General features: G+C 37.4%; 10 protein-coding genes, 1 tRNA gene and 1 pseudogene. 9 read left to right on the plus strand and 3 right to left on the minus strand.

Annotated features, from left to right (window positions below; genetic code table 11):
* The first annotated feature begins 2,563 nt into the window (after positions 1-2,563).
* The 4 genes from IPL24_18510 to IPL24_18525 all read left to right on the plus strand — a co-directional run bounded on the left by IPL24_18510 (position 2,564) and on the right by IPL24_18525 (position 7,738).
* Positions 2,564-2,905, plus strand: coding sequence for a hypothetical protein (locus IPL24_18510; GenBank protein ID MBK8365578.1), 342 nt, complete (start codon positions 2,564-2,566; stop codon positions 2,903-2,905).
* A gap of 2,547 nt (positions 2,906-5,452) precedes the next feature.
* On the plus strand, positions 5,453-5,593 hold the full coding sequence (locus tag IPL24_18515) for a hypothetical protein (GenBank protein ID MBK8365579.1): 141 nt from the start codon (positions 5,453-5,455) through the stop codon (positions 5,591-5,593).
* Between the two features lie 295 nt (positions 5,594-5,888).
* Entirely contained in the window at positions 5,889-7,352 is a 1,464-nt protein-coding gene (locus tag IPL24_18520) for a hypothetical protein (GenBank protein ID MBK8365580.1), read from the plus strand.
* Positions 7,316-7,738: a T9SS type A sorting domain-containing protein gene (locus IPL24_18525; protein MBK8365581.1), complete on the plus strand. Its 423-nt coding sequence runs from the start codon at positions 7,316-7,318 to the stop codon at positions 7,736-7,738. The genes IPL24_18520 and IPL24_18525 overlap by 37 nt, the downstream gene beginning before the upstream one ends.
* Before the next feature lie 77 nt (positions 7,739-7,815).
* Here IPL24_18525 and IPL24_18530 read toward each other — a convergent pair.
* Positions 7,816-8,261, minus strand: a pseudogene (locus IPL24_18530) (GxxExxY protein).
* Between the two features lie 315 nt (positions 8,262-8,576).
* Positions 8,577-8,648: transfer RNA gene (locus IPL24_18535), tRNA-Glu, on the minus strand.
* 206 nt (positions 8,649-8,854) lie between these two features.
* Between IPL24_18535 and IPL24_18540 the strand changes: the two genes are divergently transcribed.
* The 5 genes from IPL24_18540 to IPL24_18560 all read left to right on the plus strand — a co-directional run bounded on the left by IPL24_18540 (position 8,855) and on the right by IPL24_18560 (position 14,991).
* Positions 8,855-9,259, plus strand: coding sequence for a hypothetical protein (locus IPL24_18540; protein MBK8365582.1), 405 nt, complete (start codon positions 8,855-8,857; stop codon positions 9,257-9,259).
* On the plus strand, positions 9,241-10,218 hold the full coding sequence (locus IPL24_18545) for a hypothetical protein (protein MBK8365583.1): 978 nt from the start codon (positions 9,241-9,243) through the stop codon (positions 10,216-10,218). The genes IPL24_18540 and IPL24_18545 overlap by 19 nt, the downstream gene beginning before the upstream one ends.
* Positions 10,219-10,552: 334 nt before the next feature.
* Entirely contained in the window at positions 10,553-11,149 is a 597-nt protein-coding gene (locus IPL24_18550; GenBank protein ID MBK8365584.1) for a T9SS type A sorting domain-containing protein, read from the plus strand.
* 178 nt (positions 11,150-11,327) lie between these two features.
* Complete coding sequence (locus IPL24_18555; protein ID MBK8365585.1) at positions 11,328-12,095, plus strand: DUF4382 domain-containing protein; 768 nt, start codon at positions 11,328-11,330, stop codon at positions 12,093-12,095.
* Positions 12,096-12,486: 391 nt separating this feature from the next.
* Positions 12,487-14,991: a T9SS type A sorting domain-containing protein gene (locus tag IPL24_18560; GenBank protein ID MBK8365586.1), complete on the plus strand. Its 2,505-nt coding sequence runs from the start codon at positions 12,487-12,489 to the stop codon at positions 14,989-14,991.
* 283 nt (positions 14,992-15,274) lie between these two features.
* Here the strand turns inward: IPL24_18560 and IPL24_18565 are convergent, their stop codons facing one another.
* Positions 15,275-17,569, minus strand: a complete 2,295-nt coding sequence (locus tag IPL24_18565) for a CotH kinase family protein (GenBank protein MBK8365587.1) — start codon at positions 17,567-17,569, stop codon at positions 15,275-15,277.
* Positions 17,570-17,571 lie beyond the last annotated feature (2 nt).

Here is a 17,571-nt window from a genome sequence, read left to right on the forward strand (position 1 = left end):
TACCATCTTTCCCTGATTTTTGTTCGCCGTCCTTGAATTCTTGTATCACTTCCGGTGTTGACCTTTTTCTTCTGCCTCTTTTTTCTTTGAGTATTTCTGTCATGATGTTTTTTGTTGGCTTTGGCAGTATGCCAAAATCAACGTATTGATTTTAAAGATTGCTATTCCAGCAAACTCCCGTGAGGTGCTATCATAAGATCTTCACCATGACAGTGATCACATCTGCATCTCTTGAATTGTTGGAACTTTTCTTGTCTCTAATACATTAATAATGCTATCTGAATTCATGAAAAACTAACCCTTTAAAGTTACTATCATACAATGATAATTGCATTCACCGTCATGGCTAAAAAAAAGATGATAGAACTCCATCTGTAAATTCAAATTCACCTGTCCGATTTGGGGCATGGAGAAAGTAAGTTCTTTGTTATGACAATAATGATCTCAATGTAAAATTTTATAAATGTTACACTTACCTTGTGACAATCCCAAAAGATTAATTCATTCATGAGAATGGACAAAGTTATCCATGTAACTGGAACTTATAAATGCAAGTGTGGACAATAGGATACGCCATTTCAGTTATTGGGCGTGGTTGCGACGACAACTCCTTACCTGCGGGTAAATTGCAGAGGATTGGAATATAACTTATCCGATAGTCAACTGTACTCTTTCCAGCCAACGTAATCCCGTAAGTATAACTGTTTCCATGTTGTGACTCAAAAATCTGAGTTCATTCAAAACGTAACAATTCAAAGCCCAAAGCCCTATTCCGAAGAAAAAAAGGCCCTGGGCTTACACACACTAACGGAGTCCACAAACCTCCGTACTTCAACCACGTTCAAAATCAACATTTTGATCATCCACAATCAATGAATATGTATAGTTAAACACCCTCTCACTTTAAACGTTACACGAGGAGTTATAAAATAACAGAGTCTGATCGATAGTTTAAAAGTGCCAAATTGTGAGGTTTCTCTGATTGAAAACAGAATAAGTCTTGGAAACATAAATGAAATGAATTATTATGTGATTATTTATTAGCCTTCAAGGATTGATTTTTGCTTCCTTTGTAATTATGAAAATCCTTTACAAGTATCTGTATCCTCGTTAAAAGAGGTTTAATTAATTTCGCTTGTTTAATCAAATGCTTTTGCCAACTTGATCCAACAAATTTTCGGGAAGATAATTGAATTCAATATGCCAATCGCATTAGATAGCCGTATACCGAAGTCATGAGTTAATGAATTGCGTGCAAGTTAGTTGGCGGAGCATTGCTGTCGGCATTGCCTTACTTGCAAGGATTGTCCGTTTCATTCTTGGTTAACATTTGTACAGTAATCAAGGCGGTGCAGAAATTCGGAACGCAGATCTTCAAACATGAAATAGCTGCCGCCAGAACCTTACACTTTCATTCCGGAATCCGAGGAGAATCGGAGGAGAAACCCGCTCGATTGTAAAGAAAAGGTGAGGACTGATACCGCTTGTAATTCGTAAATAGCTTTCATTACAATTTTAGATTTACCGTCATTGGCGTGCTGATTCTTTGTGTGGCATTCGATTTCGAAAAACCAGTTGCTGATTCCTGTCTTTGTGATTGGTATTAGTTCCGTTCGGATCATCTCATGGGATTGTTGGCAAAAAAAAATGGGCACTCAACGTTCTGGGCAAAAACATAGAGAAACAAACGACCGGCAGTGGTGACTCAATTGAGTCTCTGCGAAATATTGAATTGGTAAAAGTCTGGGTTTAACATTCCCTTGAGATAAAAAAGATTAAAGGCAAACCCTTGGATCTTCAGTTCGAAACAGCTATAGCAAGCGGTGCGCAACCTTACTCTTCTTACAGGAAAACTGACTCTATCGATATTAAAACAATCACCTTTAGATTATTCTGTTTGGTGGGACTTTAGAAAAAGCATGCTTTTCGACAGGTGAACTTGATTGCAATGCAAATTCTGAGATCGAATTTCAATCTTCATCCTTACAAGATCTGAAATATTATTTTGAGTTATTTTCGAGCGGAAGCATCGTCACTTGATCAGCCCATGAAGAACTCGAGAAACGCCCCGAAACCCGTGTTAGTAAAACAGGTGAGTTGAAAGTATTGAGCTTGACGACGCCATTTCTGCAGTCAAAGTAAGTCTGCAGGATATAATTTCTCTAGATGGAAGTATCTTTCCCCCGAGTTCAAACCGTGGACAGTGACAATTGTTTTGCTGGGTCCGGCCAGTGCCGGCAAGTCCAAGCATTAGTTAAATTATTAGCTGGTTTGTGTAAACCCTGTTGAGGGAATGTCATTTTATTCAATGGAGAAGTCTTCCGAGAGAATTTCTGATAATAATGAAATGCCGAAGATGAGGTTGGATTTGTAACCTGCAAAGAGTCATTTCTTTTGCTTAGTAGGAACAATCAAAGAGAATTCTTTTATTTGTAAAATCAGACGCAAAACTTGTTAGGTGTAGTCACTGGCGTACTTATCACGGCATCAATGCGATCATTTAGTGAAAAATCTTCGAAAAAGCGACTCACTAATTGGGTAATGGGAGAAGGTGGAATGAAACTTGTCATGGAGGGGAGAAGCAGAGGATTCTCCTACATGGAAACAGAATGTCTCTTACTTCGTCATCCATTTCACCGCCCTTGACGAGGGCAACATCAGCAAATCCGGATTCACTTATGCAGAGGAAGATATAACAGATTTCATCACCAACAACGATTTCATTTTCACGGAAAGCAACAATCGATCCCGATTGCCCATCGGTTTCAAACGATCGCTGCATGCAGGTCCTATTTTGGGTTGGGAAGCAGGAAAGATCATTGAAAGTCCGGTTCTCACGATCAATCGTTGTAAACCGAAAGGTTTGTATTATGCTGTGGCGTGCGCAACAGGTAAGAGATATTGAAGAAGCTAGCTAAATCAACATTGATGAGAGAAACGTCGTGAAACTTCCAATATTGATTAAGATTTTTGCTGATCTAATGGATTTCCCGGATTAATGATGCGCTTAATTACAGTGAGATAAATGGATATTTGAAATATTTTTGTTACGCTCTTGATACAATTCTTGCAATACATAAGTCTGTATCAGCTGAAACTTTTGCAAACTACATTCCTTGGGCCAGATATTGCCAGACCAATTTTTTATGTTTCCTCCTTAGTCGAATTTGACTTGTAAATCATTTGTCCGAGAAACTCGGTTCCTGTAATTTCAGTACCTGAATTAGAACACTGGAAATTTCAGACAGTAAAACTTCCTGAAGTTGAACAAGTGAAATCAAACATTTAGAAAAATTTATTAGCGGCCCTTAATTGAATTGGGTGCAGGTATGATAAATAAATTGCCCCCGATAACCGCAGTGCCATTATCGTTGTATAGCACGATTGCAATTGGAGTCGAAACCGGTAATGTTTCCGAGAATAAAAATCGCGGATTAGTAATTGTGTAATGACTAATAACTGGAGTCATGATATTGAATTGATTGATCAATTCCACAGGTAGTAACCTCCATCCAGATTTTCATCAAGAAGAGAATGCGATCTTGAATTTGCCAAGAATCAGTACAAGCCGGCAGCCAAATAATTCAATTTTATTTTCGAAACCAGATCTACTGCATACCCCCATATACATTAGCATTTATTCGGTATAAGGAGCCTCCCTATTTGATTACTAAGATCAACTATTTTTTCTAATAAAGATCCCTTGCCAGACAATCAAACTGACCAATGAGGAAGTATTGTCATCGTTCAGTTTTAAAACATCAGTATATATCTACAAGTGGCAATTTTTCCCAAATGAGTATTACCCTTGTAGAATCAATATCTCATGAATTTGATCCCCAATCATAAGATACTTATTTGGACTTATCTGATGTAATTAGGTAGTAAAGTCCGATATTGGGAAAGACGAACAAAAAGACAACTAAAATTTCTGACAGGAAACTCTGAGTTGTCAATTTCCAGCTATTCAACCCATTTTTGGTATAAGATCCATCATCGTCTGTTTGGAATTCATTAAAATCATTGGAATGAATATTGTATCAAGGGAATTAAATTATCTAGGAAGTGTTTCCCACACTATCTGTTTTCAGCATCATCCTATTGCATGACGAATTTCCTACAATAGTATCTGGTAAATGTAATCCAATAATAAACCGTGATCGATGTTTCAACTCAAAGGAAGTAAGTGCAACCTCTTGTTTTCATGTTTTGATCCATCTGATATTTCCCTGAACCGATCCAGTCTTATACGGGAACAATGTAGGTTATTAGGTAAGTGCGCCATAATGAAATCGCCGTCAGATAATTCTAAACGAAGTTCCAAAATTATCACCGGGAGTTGAAGGTGATAGGCTGATTTAGCACATGAAGAAGTGCCATCTTTATTTGTTTTAACCATACTGCGGGGTCTGAGAACATGAGGATCGAACCATCAGATAGTTCTGCTACAATAGTTGAAACCCAATCTATAACTATAATATTTCTAGAATGCATCCTGTCTTTGAAGAAAGACAATTAAAAGAAGAAATGCCAAAAGAAGTTTCTCATATGTGTTTATATGCAGTAAGAGTTGTAACTTATTGTCTAAAGAGCTACATATCTTTCATTTGAAATTTAAATTATCAAAGGGCTGTTTGTTATTTCCGGGTAAATGTCCCGAAAAAAAAGAGTTTTTGTGTCCAGGTTTTCGAAACTTAATTGCAGGCTTTGAACTATTATGCTTTTTCTGAACTCCGGCCTGATTAAGATTGAAGTCACTGTAAGTTTGATAATGAGAAAAATACTCCCTCATTCAAGAAATTGCCTGTCGCAATCTGGGCGGCACACTAATTAATTAATTTTCAAAATCCGAATAATTAATCATTCAATCAACTTATTAATGCGACCAGAGATACTATATTTCAGCCTCACCCTTGCATAACAGAGCGACTACAATATTGAAAGAAGGAATTTTTATTCGCCAAATACCGCTTGAAGATTGTTGTCGAGCACTATATCTGATGGCAGGTTATTATTATGAATTGACATTGAGTACCGATGAATCGGAATTGTTTTATGTTTCTTTTATAGAGGAATCAGATGTTGAATTTATTTTTTCGGAAAAGATGGAATTGGATAAGAGGGAGTAATAACTGTTGACATTATTCATGACTACTCTTTTTTCCCTTTTTTTTTTATGAACTCTGTGTTAAAAAAGATTCGCAAAACTTACAATTCACCTTCTTTATCATAAAATTTGCGCACCCGGATAAAGTTTTCTGTTTGCCTGACCATTTAACATTTTAGTTGTTCCCATTGGTATCGCGCTGTTTTAACTAAAGAGAAAGTAAAATTTCCGAACAAGTTTATAAACCCTGCGTATTGAGCAACTCAGAATTCGCTGAAAAAATCTTCTGCTAATTCACTTATACACTCATTGAGTGTGTTTGTACTAACTTAAAATCATCCCCGCATGATCATGACTCTCGCAATGGTAAAGAGAGGAGCAAAGTATTTACTCCTGTTCATTATGTTTTATTCACTGCCGGCAAAAGGCCAGTCGAACATCCGTGGAATGTACGTGAACAGTACTTCGTCATGGTTGGGGAGATAGTTCCCTTGAAAATCAGATACTCGGTATGCAGTTGCATGATCTGAATTATATGACATTGTATGATCTGAACAACTCAGTTGGACAAGTACCAATATTGCAAAACTTGCAGTATTCATTTCAAAAGCTAAAACCAACTACAGGATCGTGCAGGTAGGAGCTTCCCGGTGAAACGTATAATTCATTGCTACGCGGATTATGAATTATAATAACCGGGTCTCTCCTATAGAAAGATTTAATGTTTTCAATTTTGAATTTGAATTCTGGCTAACATCCAAGCATCAATGCATTCTACTCAATGCTGTATCTGACTCCGAATGGATATACAGCAGATACTTCGGGAGCGTTTGCATTTGCATGGCGGGAGTTTCAGAAAATAGATTCGCTTACAAGTGCTAATGGACTTATTTCTGAAATTTATCTGGGCTGGCCGAACAGGGGACAAATGCAACAGTTGGCATCGAAAGCCGACAGGATACTACTTCATTCATACAGAACAACGGATGCAGATATTTATCAGTATACCAGAAACCGGCTTTTAGATATTGCAAGTGGGGGAAAAGTAACGACCGTCCTTCCTATTTTCTCCAGTGAACAATCATATATGTACAACTGGCTAAGTACAAATCCAACTACTAAACCATATGTTACATATACAGGTTTTCTGGGTGTTGAACCGGATATCAATATTAAAAATTTTATAAGAACGGATGGTTATACATGGTTCAGTTACGCTGCAATGCCTAAGCCTGCAAACCAAACTGCAACAATTTCTCCCAGCGGACCGACGCATTTTTGTAATGGCGGAAGTGTAACGTTAACTGCAAATCAGGGTTCATCATATTTCTGGACACCGGGAGGACAAACTACACGTTCCATCACAGTGAACAGCTCGGGATCATTTACAGTGAAAGTTACTGATTCAACAGGAGTGGTCGCTTTATCACGACCGATGACAATAGCTGTTTCAGCATCTGGCGTAACACCGACCATCACTGCCAGTGGTCCAACATCATTTTGTGCTGGCGGATCTGTGATGCTCACATCCAGCCCGGCAAATTCCTACTTATGGTCAAATGGTGCGACAACTCAATCGATCGTCGTGACAACGTCCGGAAATTATTCTGTAACAGGTATCAACACCGGTTGCTCTGCAACTTCAGCAGCAATAGTTGTAAGTGCAATGGCAGCACCCGTTGTCCCTGTTATCACAGCAAGTGGCTCCTTAAGCATATGTCCGGGAACTTTACTAACGCTCACTTCAACCCCCGGAACTTCGTATGCATGGTCCAATGGAGCAACAACACGTTCGATCATTGTGTCAGCAGCCGGATCCTATACTGTCCGCATGTACGGAAGTGCAAATTGTTCAGCAGTCTCTACACCAAAAGTTGTTTTCAATGCTTGCTGCTCCTGCAGCACCGGTCATAACACCAAACAGTTCGACAACTCTTACCAGCAGTCATACATCAGTATCACTTACCTCGCACAGCGAACCAATATCGCTGGTCAACTAATGCAACGACTCGAAGCATCACGGTTTCAACGCAGGGAATTTATCGTGAGTATTACCGGTACAAACGGTTGTACTGCAACATCAGCGCCTGTTGCTGTCATTGCAAATGGCTGCACACCGCCGCCTGTACCGGTCGTCACGGCGAGTGGACCGACAATTCTTAATCCCGCCAGACTGTTACACTTACTTCAACTGTTTCAAACGGATATTTGTGGTCGACCGATCCAACCACACGTTCAATTGTAGTAAACTCTTCAGGAGTTTATACTGTAAGATCATACCGTGCAGGATTTTGTTTTGCAACATCTTTGCCTGTCACCGTTGGGGTGATTTCTGCGCGCTTGAGTAATCATGAAACAGAAAGCGAAACAGAATCAGCAGAGGTGAAGCTCTATCCTAATCCGGCACATAGTTTCATAAATATCGAATACAATTCACAGTTTTCTGAAACCAAAAACATACCTATAGTTATTTCAGATTTGTCTGGCAGAGAAAGAATTTCCATGACAACAGATCTTGATCCCGGATATAATAAAATTGCAGTTGAGTTGAATCAGTTAAGTGCAGGGATATATTTTTGTTTGGTGGGGAGTGGGAGTGAGAGAAGGGTGTTTAAGTTTGTGGTGGAATAGTAGAGGAAAATGTCAGAATTAGGATTTGTAGGATATTTGGATTAAAGGATTTTATTGGTGCCAGGTTTATTCAAGTTCTAGTCGAAAAATTCTGGTTTTGTATTTACTTTGTTACTAGAATCTTTTTTCTTGTTTATATATTCCAGGTTTTCAGGATGATTTACATTGTAAACTCTTTTGAATTCAAGGCTTTTTGCTCCGAAATTTATCAGTAGGCCAATGGGTAGATTGTATGCCTGGCAATAATTCATTGCTTGTGCAAGATGAACATCTTCAAGTTTTATAACTGCTTTAATTTCTACCATTATACCATCTTCAACAAAAAAATCTACTCGTCTTGTTCCTAAAATTCTGCCGTCATAGAAAATTTGCATTTCCATTTCTCTTTTGTAGCGAAGATCCTTTTTAAAAGTTCAATTGCCAACGCTCGCTGATAAATTACTTCCTGAAATCCATTTCCCAACGTTGAATGAACCTTCATTGCACATCCAATTATTTTATGTGTTATGTCTTCATGTTTCATGCTGATAAAAATAAAATTTATTCAGCCTATCTTTATCAAATAGATTTTAAGTGAGTTCAATTCCCCGCATATACTAAACTATTTTTGCATTTTATTCAATCATTTGGTTATTGAAGTCATTCATTATTATAATCCGAAAATCTTATCATGCATTAAATTTTTAAAATCGCATCACTCAGTAAATCCTGAAATCATATCACTCAATAATTCCTAAAATCTTAAAATCCTACAAATCCTAATTCCAACATTTTCCCTCCGACGAACACTAAAAGAAAAAAAACCATTGACTATCTATTAGATAATCAATGGTTTATGTAGCCCGTGCGGGAATCGAACCCGCGTTTCCTCCGTGAAAGGGAGATGTCCTAACCCCTAGACGAACGGGCCATCTTTGGGGACGGCAAAGGTAGATTTTTTTCAGAAAATCAAAGAAAACAAGGAATATTTATCAAATATGTAGTAAATTGAATATGAAGGATTTTGAAGAAGGATGGTAGAAAAAGGCCTTAAATTGGTGTAAATTCTTAATCTGAAACAGTTTTCATAAGTACATTCTATACCGCCCACATATTTAAATTCAATATATTTATCAAATGAGAAAATTTGCAATACTTATTCTACACTTTTTTATCGCTCAATCACTCTTAGCTCAAACCTTCGAGAAGATGTTTACAGCATTTCCTGCTAGCATGACAATTGTTGAATCTCATGACAGTACTTTTCTGGTCGGTTACCATGCGGAAAATTTTCTGAACGATCCGGGAATATTAACCTTGAACCGAATTGGAGATTCGCTGCAATATTATTCTTTTCAGGATTTCACGGTGGGTAAAATACTAAAATCATATAATCAGGAATATTTAATGGTAGGAAAAACTTCTAACGGAATAAAACTTATCCGGTTGAATAGTTCGTTGGATACTATCTGGACAAGATCCTTGTCTACAGATTTTTTTATTACAATTTTGAAATGTACGAAATGCAGGATTCAACATTGATATTATCAGGAGAAGCACCTTTTGGATTTCCTACACATTTCATGGGCTCAATTTATCATTTGGATAGAGAAGGAAATATTTTGTGGCAATCACCTCATGAAGAATCTCCATTGGCATCTTCCTTCAGCTGTGATTTTCGGGACTCATTAATATACTCTGTTTCTAATACAGGCGGAGCTAATTTTGATTCAGTTCTTAAAATTACCTGTTACGATTTCTTCAATGATTCAGTCATCTGGCAAAAGGTAGTTACTGATTCTATCCTATATGGAAGTGTGAAATTATTTGCAAATTCAACAAGAGTAACTGACTCAGGAATAATTGTTGCCGGATTTGAACACATTGATTCGGCAGGAGTCTTAACAGATAAACAACTTGTAATGAAATTTGATTTCAATGGAAATCTATTATGGTCAAAAAAGTATAATGAAGGTATTTTTGGAAAGTGTGTTAAAAATAATTCCGGTGGAATAGTATGTCTTGGGACAACACAAGATACTACTGTCTTAATGTCTTTAGACGAAAATGGAAATCAGTTATGGAAAAATAATTTCAGATCTTTTGCATTATCTTATTCAAATGATCTGGTCGTCACAAATGATTCGGGTTATGCATTTGTTTGTGAAGCGCGTTATAGTTCCGTACTTGCATATGTAGTAAAAACAGATAGCCTCGGGCAGATAGATCTTTCAAGCAATATAAACTTGTTGGATAATCCAGGAGATGATTTTGATATAATTTACTTTGAAAACATTTTGAATATTAATTCAAAAACTATAAATCCGGAAAATTCTATACTATTGGTTTACTCTGTAAATGGGCAAATGGTTTTGCAGAAAAACATTTCAGAGATTTCAACACGAATCGACATGAATCAATTTACCTCAGGAGAGTATATTGCTGCCATTCTGAATGCAAAAAGCTCATTGCGCAAGAGTTTTAAATTCTTCGTTCACTAAGCCTGTAAACTGATGGCAAGCAATAGAGCACAAAGTAAAATGAGTAGGGGAGTAATTATTTTTTTCATAGCATTAGTTTAGAGAGTATGTTAAATTACCAAGATTTCTCACACCGGAATGCGCTTTAAGCCTTTTTTCTGTAAGTGAATTTAATATACTAGTGAACCTGGCTATTAGTTGGGTGAACGTAACTGCAAATTACCCGTTTCAGGACCCACTTTTCCCTGTTCAGCAATAATCACTTTTCTTAAAGCAATAAAATGTGAAAATTTGAAGTATAGTTTAAATGTGCTTGGTGGCACACAACCAATAATTAATCTCTAAAATTAACATCATGAAAAAAATTACTATTTTATTATTATTTGTACTCATGTCGATGAGTAAAATTTCTCAATCTGCAGTAATTCCGGTATCAGTAGAGAACATTGTTTTTAATCCTGCAAATATTATTGTTAACGTTGGTGATACGATCATGTGGGTTTGGAGTGCAGGCTTCCATACTACAACTTCAATAGCTATTCCTGTAGGCGCTACTCCATGGGATGCTCCAATTGATGCATCAAATCCAATGTTCATGTATCAGGTCACAGTTGAAGGTGAATATGATTTTATTTGCTCCATCCATTCGTCAATGGGTATGGTTGCTCACATTACAGTGTTAGGTACATCGGGTTTGCCTTCAGTTTCTGCAACACAGTTTAGTATTGTAAACAATCTTGTTGAGCGTGATCTTGCAGTTAAATTCCATTCCGGTAAAAACTGGCAAGTGGAATTACGTAGTCTTACCGGTGCAATGGTGAAAGAATTTTCTCTTGTAACCGAAACCGGTAGAACAGAAGTTTTTCCGGTAGCGGATCTTCCAAATGGAATTTACATTGTTCGTTTTTGTGATGGACAGTCAGCAAGAAGTCAACGAATTATTAAACAATAATAATTGGTCTCTCCTCCGGATAATCTTTAATGGGAATCCGGAGGTTTATTTGTTCTCGGAATTATTTATCACAAAATCTTTTGGTGTTGAAAATGAATTTTGGACTCTGTACTAAATTTAAGTAATGAGATTTGGTTTACAGGTCATTTCTTGTTTAAAAATACGTTAATTTTGGAAGATGAATAAGATCCTCTATCTCACAACGACTGTTTTAATTCTAATATTTATTGCATGTAAAAAGGACGCCTCTGAGGAAACTTATGTTTCCGGTGATCTTCAGATAAGACTAACGGATGCTCCGGCTGTTTATGATTCAGTATTGATTGAAATAGTAGGAGTAGAAGTACATTCGGATCGTACAAACGGGTGGATCAATATGGCCGTTCCATTTCCCGGACAATACAATTTGCTTCAATATGCAAATGGCCTGGATACGCTGATCGCTTCTGCGAATTTACCTGCAGGCAATGTTTCTCAAATCCGCTTGATCTTAGGTGCAAATAATTCTGTTACAAAAAATGGGGTTACGTATCCGTTGGTAATTCCAAGTGGTTCGCAAAGCGGACTGAAGTTACAGATCCACAAAGAAATTATTGGCGGTGTTACAAATATTATTCTGCTTGATTTTGATGCGGGCCGTTCAATAGTGGAGCAGGGGAATGGAGTTTTTCATCTCAAGCCTGTTATCAGGGCTAATGCTATTGGTATTGATGGAAGTATCAGTGGCTCAATTTCTCCCGTAGTTCCGGCAATCGCTTATGCTTATTTTGGCACAGATACGTTCACGTCCCCTGTAAACGCTAATGGTGATTTTTTAATTGGTGGAATCCCTGCCGGAACTTATACAGTATGTATATTGCCGGATACAATTTATCCGCTGACTTGTATTCAGAATGTAGTCGTAGATATAAATACTCAGTCAAATGTGGGTGTGATCACATTTTAAATGATTTTGGAATTCTGAACTTTTAATTTGGCATTAATTTTTTATTCATTTTCCGGATCTGATATTGCTTCTCAATAGAATTTTCAGGCAAATTTGTTAAAATGTTGACATCATTGGAGAAATTTGTCCAAAATTGCTTTTAAATTCAAAAAAAGTTATAGATTTATTTGCTGGTTTCGCGCTGACCAGACATTTTTAAATTGCTTTGAGTGAATTGATTTCGAAAGTTTGGCAACTTGGTTTCATAATTCGCTTGAATATTTATCGAGAAGAAATAATTAGACCCTAATAATAATTGTCATTCTTATAATTCAACTTATGAAAAAAAAATTCTACTAACCCTTACCGGAATTATTTTGTTATTTCTTTAATTTTTTTCTTTTCAATATTCTTGTCAGCAGAAAGGACGCAAGCCACTCACATGGCCGGTGCGGATCTAACATATACTTATATTGGAAATAATCAATATCTGATCACTTATACTTTTTACAGAGATTGTATAGGTATAGATGCACAAACATCAATCAATCTTAACTACGGTTCTGATAGTTGTGGGTTCGACGATAATATAACCTTACTACCTGTTCCCGGCACCGGACAACAAATTACATTTGTTTGCCCGGGTACCTTGACGACATGTGATGGTGGTCTGGCTACAGGAATCCAGAAATGGGAATACACCGGAATTGTAACATTAAATCAAGGTTGCCCAGACTGGAATTTTAATGCAACGGCTTGTTGCCGGAATGCAGCCATTACCACATTGACAAATCCCGACGGTTATGATATGTTCATTGAAGCAAATCTGAACAATACTATTTCAAATAACAACTCACCTGTCTTTTCAAATATCCCAATTGCATTCGAGTGTATAGGACAAAATAATTATTACAATCATGGTGCTATAGATGCAGAAGGTGATTCGCTTGTCTATTCATTTATTGCACCAAGAGACGGACCAAATGCTCCTGTAAATTATTTGCCCGGTTATTCAATTGCAAATCCATTGAGCTCAACTCCGCCTGTATCAATTAATCCCGGAACTGGTGATGTATTTATTCATCCAACTGCAGCAGAAGTTTCAGTATTTGCTGTGTTGGTTGAAGAGTATAGAAATGGTGTATTGATCGGAACCATAATCAGAGATATACAAGTATACACAGTACAATGTAATAATGAACTACCGCTTGCTTCCGGAATTAATGGTACTGCAAACTACACAATGAATGTTTGTCTGAATGGCCCGATCTGTTTTGATATTTTATCATCCGATCTTGATACTCCGGATTCCTTGACAATGACATGGAACAATGGAATTCCGGGTGCAACATTAACATCAACTACAGCTCAGCATCCGGTTGGTACTTTCTGCTGGTCACCAACTATAAGTGATGTTCGCACACTGCCATATATTTTCTCAGTTACAGTTCGTGATAATGCTTGTCCTTCAAACGGAGTGCAATCATTTTCGTACGCCATATTTCTTTCAAGTCTTAATGCAACAGTTTCTACTCATGATGTGTCCTGTAATGGTGGACATAATGGTGGTGCATCAATTGGAATGCAGGTTCCCGGAGTTTATGAATACATGTGGACACCCGGTGAATTTGTAACACCAAGTATCAGTCACCTGTCAGCCGGAAATTATACTGTCCTTGCAACAAATGCAAATGGATGCAGTGGTGCATATTCTTTCACTATCAGTGAGCCACCGCCATTAAATGTAACAGTTAGTACCGTTGATGCTACATGTTCAGGAGTGGCAGGGAGTGCCAGTGCAGTTGTGACAGGCGGAACACCTGCATATACTTACACATGGAATACAACACCGCCAACAGGTGGATCGTCAGTTTCCGGATTAATTGCCGGAACCTATTCATTGACTTTAACGGACGACAATCAGTGTTCCGTAGAAACTGACTTTGTTATAAACGGTGGAAGTGGTTTCACAGCAGAAATGGTTACAACTCCGGCAACATGCAGTGCAAGCGATGGAACAGCAAGTGTGAGTACATCCGGTGGAAGTGGTGATTTCAGCTTTGTGTGGAATCCTTCGGTCAGTACCGATAGTATTGCAACTGGTCTTGCTGCAGGAATGTATGATGTTTCGATCACTGATAATTTCAGCGGATGCATTGTGAACTTATCTGATATTGTCCATAATACAGCAGGAATTGTTGGAACAGTCGTTTCAACTTCCAATGCTACATGTGAAAACGGCGAAGATGGAACAGCAGAAGTTTCCGGTTCAGGAGGAACTGCACCATATTTTTATAATTGGCAACCGGGAGGTGCAACAACTGCAGTTGTTACAAATTTAAGTCCCGGAGAATATATTGTTGAAGTTGCAGACTATGTTGGCTGTCCGGATTACGTTACAGTAATAATAGGCTATGATTTCCCTGCACCAGTTGTAGATCTGGGAACTGATACAACGATCTGTATTGGCTCGAGTATAACATTGCAAGCCGGTGCCGGATTTGATTCTTATCTGTGGTCAGATAATTCTACCTTAAGTGAATTGACAGTATCTGCAGAAGGTATTTATTCAGTATTGGTTTCAGATTCGAATGGTTGTGAAAATTTTGATGCAATCATGGTCGATACGATCAGTTGCCAGATCCCGCCATCTTCCTTTGCTACAGGAACCCGCAGTCGCGGAAATTATCTTTTCCCGAATCCTGCAACCAATGAAATATCTATTGTAGCAGAATCGTCTTTTGACAAAGTTGTAAATATTAAAATCTTCAATTCCTTTGGCGAACTTGTTTTCGAAGGAATAAAAAATGAAAGATCAAACTTCAAAAAAATTGATATCAGTTCTTTTGCAACCGGAATGTATGTAGTTCAATTGAATTCCGGAGGTGAATTGAAATCGATGTCGTTTATAAAGTAATAAACTATTCTATTTTTGTTTGAATGCAGCTGGAAGATATTCTTTTGGCTGCATTTTTTTTTGATTGGTTTTTTACTCAATTTGACAATGTCTGCAAGTGTTTTTTTAACACAAGATCACTAAGTTTTTGTCACAAGAACACTAAGTTGATACTTTTCAAATAACATTTGTGTACTTGTGACAAAAACTTAGTGGACTTGTGTTTAATTTTTGCAAGTCACAAATATCGCCGACAATGAAACCGTCGCTCTCAACTAAGTTTTATAACTTTTGGATTCTATATTTACTTAACAACCGATAATTTCTTAGCAGCATTTCCACATTCCACAAAATAAATTCCTGCATTCCATTCAGAGGTATTCAATTCAACAGCATCTTTTATTTTGCCGGTATGAATTATTTTCCCTTGAAGATCTTTCACAGAAAAAATTATTTCCTCCGGTGATTTAAATTTGATATTAAGATAAACAATGCCGGACGCCGGATTTGGGAAAATGGATAGATTGGTTTCTATCAAACTCATTTCATTGACACTAACCGGACAATTTTCAGAATTGAAAGTGGAGGAAACAAGTGTTTGAAATGGTCCGGAACCATTTGGACAACGGCCATAAGCAACATCGATTACAGGTACACCGAATGTAATGCTGTCAAGGACTGCACCGGATTGATTGCTCAACATGATCGTTTCACCATTTGCTGATAGCTTAAAGTTACAATGGATGTACTGTGTAGTTGTAGCATCTTCATCAGCAAAGACAACTAAGTAACCGTTGGCAGGTATGAAACTGTTTTCAGGGAATGAAAATTTTGTAGGATTCACTAAGTCGTCAGTGAGATAAAGGCCAAACATACTCAGTGGAGTAGAAGTAGTGTTGTAGAATTCAATCCAGTCTTCATTCTTACCGTTCTCATCGACTGTATCAGCTTGATTTAACGGTAATAATTCATTGATAACAATTTCGCCCGGTTGTGCTGTGGGAAGATCGGTTACAATAGTGTAGAATTCATGTTCGGCACGTTCAGGTGAAAAAATTCCGGCATCATTATTCTCTGCATAAATGTAATATTGAGTTAATGCTGAAGTGATAGTTATTGATGCGCCGAAATTATTATCACCTGCAGCACCATCATTGTGCAAGCCATCATCAAACATTATAGTTCTTGTAAACTTGTCGCTGTTCAGATTTCTAAAGCCTAAGTAGACGTTTCCATTAGAAGAACCTGCCACATCTGTAGTGATGGAAACACTTGAATTAATCGAAGGAGAAATATTGCTTGCAATTACATTTGAGATCGAAGGTGGCATAGCAGTAAATTCTGCAGTGTTGGAAAGGTAAACTCCTCTTGCATCCATTAAATTTTTTATTCCGGGGACGGAATAACTTCCAACTGAAACATCAGTAGTCAGTCCGTTTTGAAATTCGATATCACTGTAAAATTTATTTGTATCTGCTGTAACATCAGCTGAGATCAGCGATTGCATTTGAGCTGACAGTGTCTCATAAGACCCTGAATAAATAAAATCACTCATGATCGTTCGCATGTGTGCAATATACATTCGCTTGTACATTGGATCATTGAAAACAGTATTGATCACCGGCCAGAATGGATCTGTTGAATGCAGGTCAAGTGCCATTTGTTGCATGTCGGCAATCGTCAGTCCTGCAAGTCCGGTTGCCCCGGCTCCTGCGAATGGAAATCCGCCAAAACACATGTTCAGATCCCATACGACCGGATTGAAATGTCCCGTATGATCTTTATACAAATAATAGTTCTGGGCAAAGACTCCGGAATATGAATCCAGATTCACAAGTGAATTATTAAAAGCCAGCATCCAGAGAATACGGTCAACATCCATAACATTTGCGAATGATGATGGATTATTTGTAACAGAGTCACATAAATCTACAAGATCATTCCAGCCATAATCGGATTTTAATTCGTAGTAATTAATGTAACCGGAACTATCTGCACCGTTGATATATTTCAAATTACTTTTTGTTGTGGGCCCTGGATTGCCTATTGGATTACATTTTAGCAGAGTGTTCTTTGACGAGTAAAAATGATTTGAACAAAAGTCTTTGTTGATACTTTCTGCATTACTGTATATTCCAATATAATTTCCATTGATAAATAGTTTTGCGAAATTTGCTTTCGGGCAATCCATGTAATTTGAAAGAATAGAGTAGGCCAGCGGTTCTCTGATCATACTTGGGTCGCTATAACCATTACTTAGCTTGATGTCTTCATAACCTTCATAGGATTGTTTTTTGAAAGCATCAAGTTCAATGTGCATAGGATTCTTGATGTAAGTAGAATCATAGGAACTGTTTCCTTTATATTTCACTCCGACACTATCATAACTGATTCCATTCACAATCACTATATCAGCAAGAACAAAATCTTCTGCACCATATTTAGCAGTATCAAGCTGATAATCCCAATTAGACTGAGAAAAGAAAACTTCAATCGTCTGGATAGCGTTTAAATCATAAAAAGTCTGCTGGGCTCCGGCAGACTTTTCTATGATAAAACTTATTATTAGTAACAATGTTACTTTTAGTTTAAATTTCATAT

This window comes from Bacteroidota bacterium, assembly GCA_016711505.1.
Taxonomy (GTDB): Bacteria; Bacteroidota; Bacteroidia; order AKYH767-A; family 2013-40CM-41-45; genus JADKIH01.

Bases quoted from the DNA above. Each gene is read 5' to 3' on its own strand.
- IPL24_18550 (MBK8365584.1), top strand. From the start codon at position 10,553: ATGAAAAAAATTACTATTTTATTATTATTTGTACTCATGTCGATGAGT.
- IPL24_18515 (MBK8365579.1), top strand. From the start codon at position 5,453: ATGATCATGACTCTCGCAATGGTAAAGAGAGGAGCAAAGTATTTACTC.
- IPL24_18565 (MBK8365587.1), bottom strand. From the start codon at position 17,569: ATGAAATTTAAACTAAAAGTAACATTGTTACTAATAATAAGTTTTATC.
- IPL24_18520 (MBK8365580.1), top strand. From the start codon at position 5,889: ATGCTGTATCTGACTCCGAATGGATATACAGCAGATACTTCGGGAGCG.
- IPL24_18545 (MBK8365583.1), top strand. From the start codon at position 9,241: ATGCAGGATTCAACATTGATATTATCAGGAGAAGCACCTTTTGGATTT.
- IPL24_18555 (MBK8365585.1), top strand. From the start codon at position 11,328: ATGAATAAGATCCTCTATCTCACAACGACTGTTTTAATTCTAATATTT.
- IPL24_18540 (MBK8365582.1), top strand. From the start codon at position 8,855: ATGAGAAAATTTGCAATACTTATTCTACACTTTTTTATCGCTCAATCA.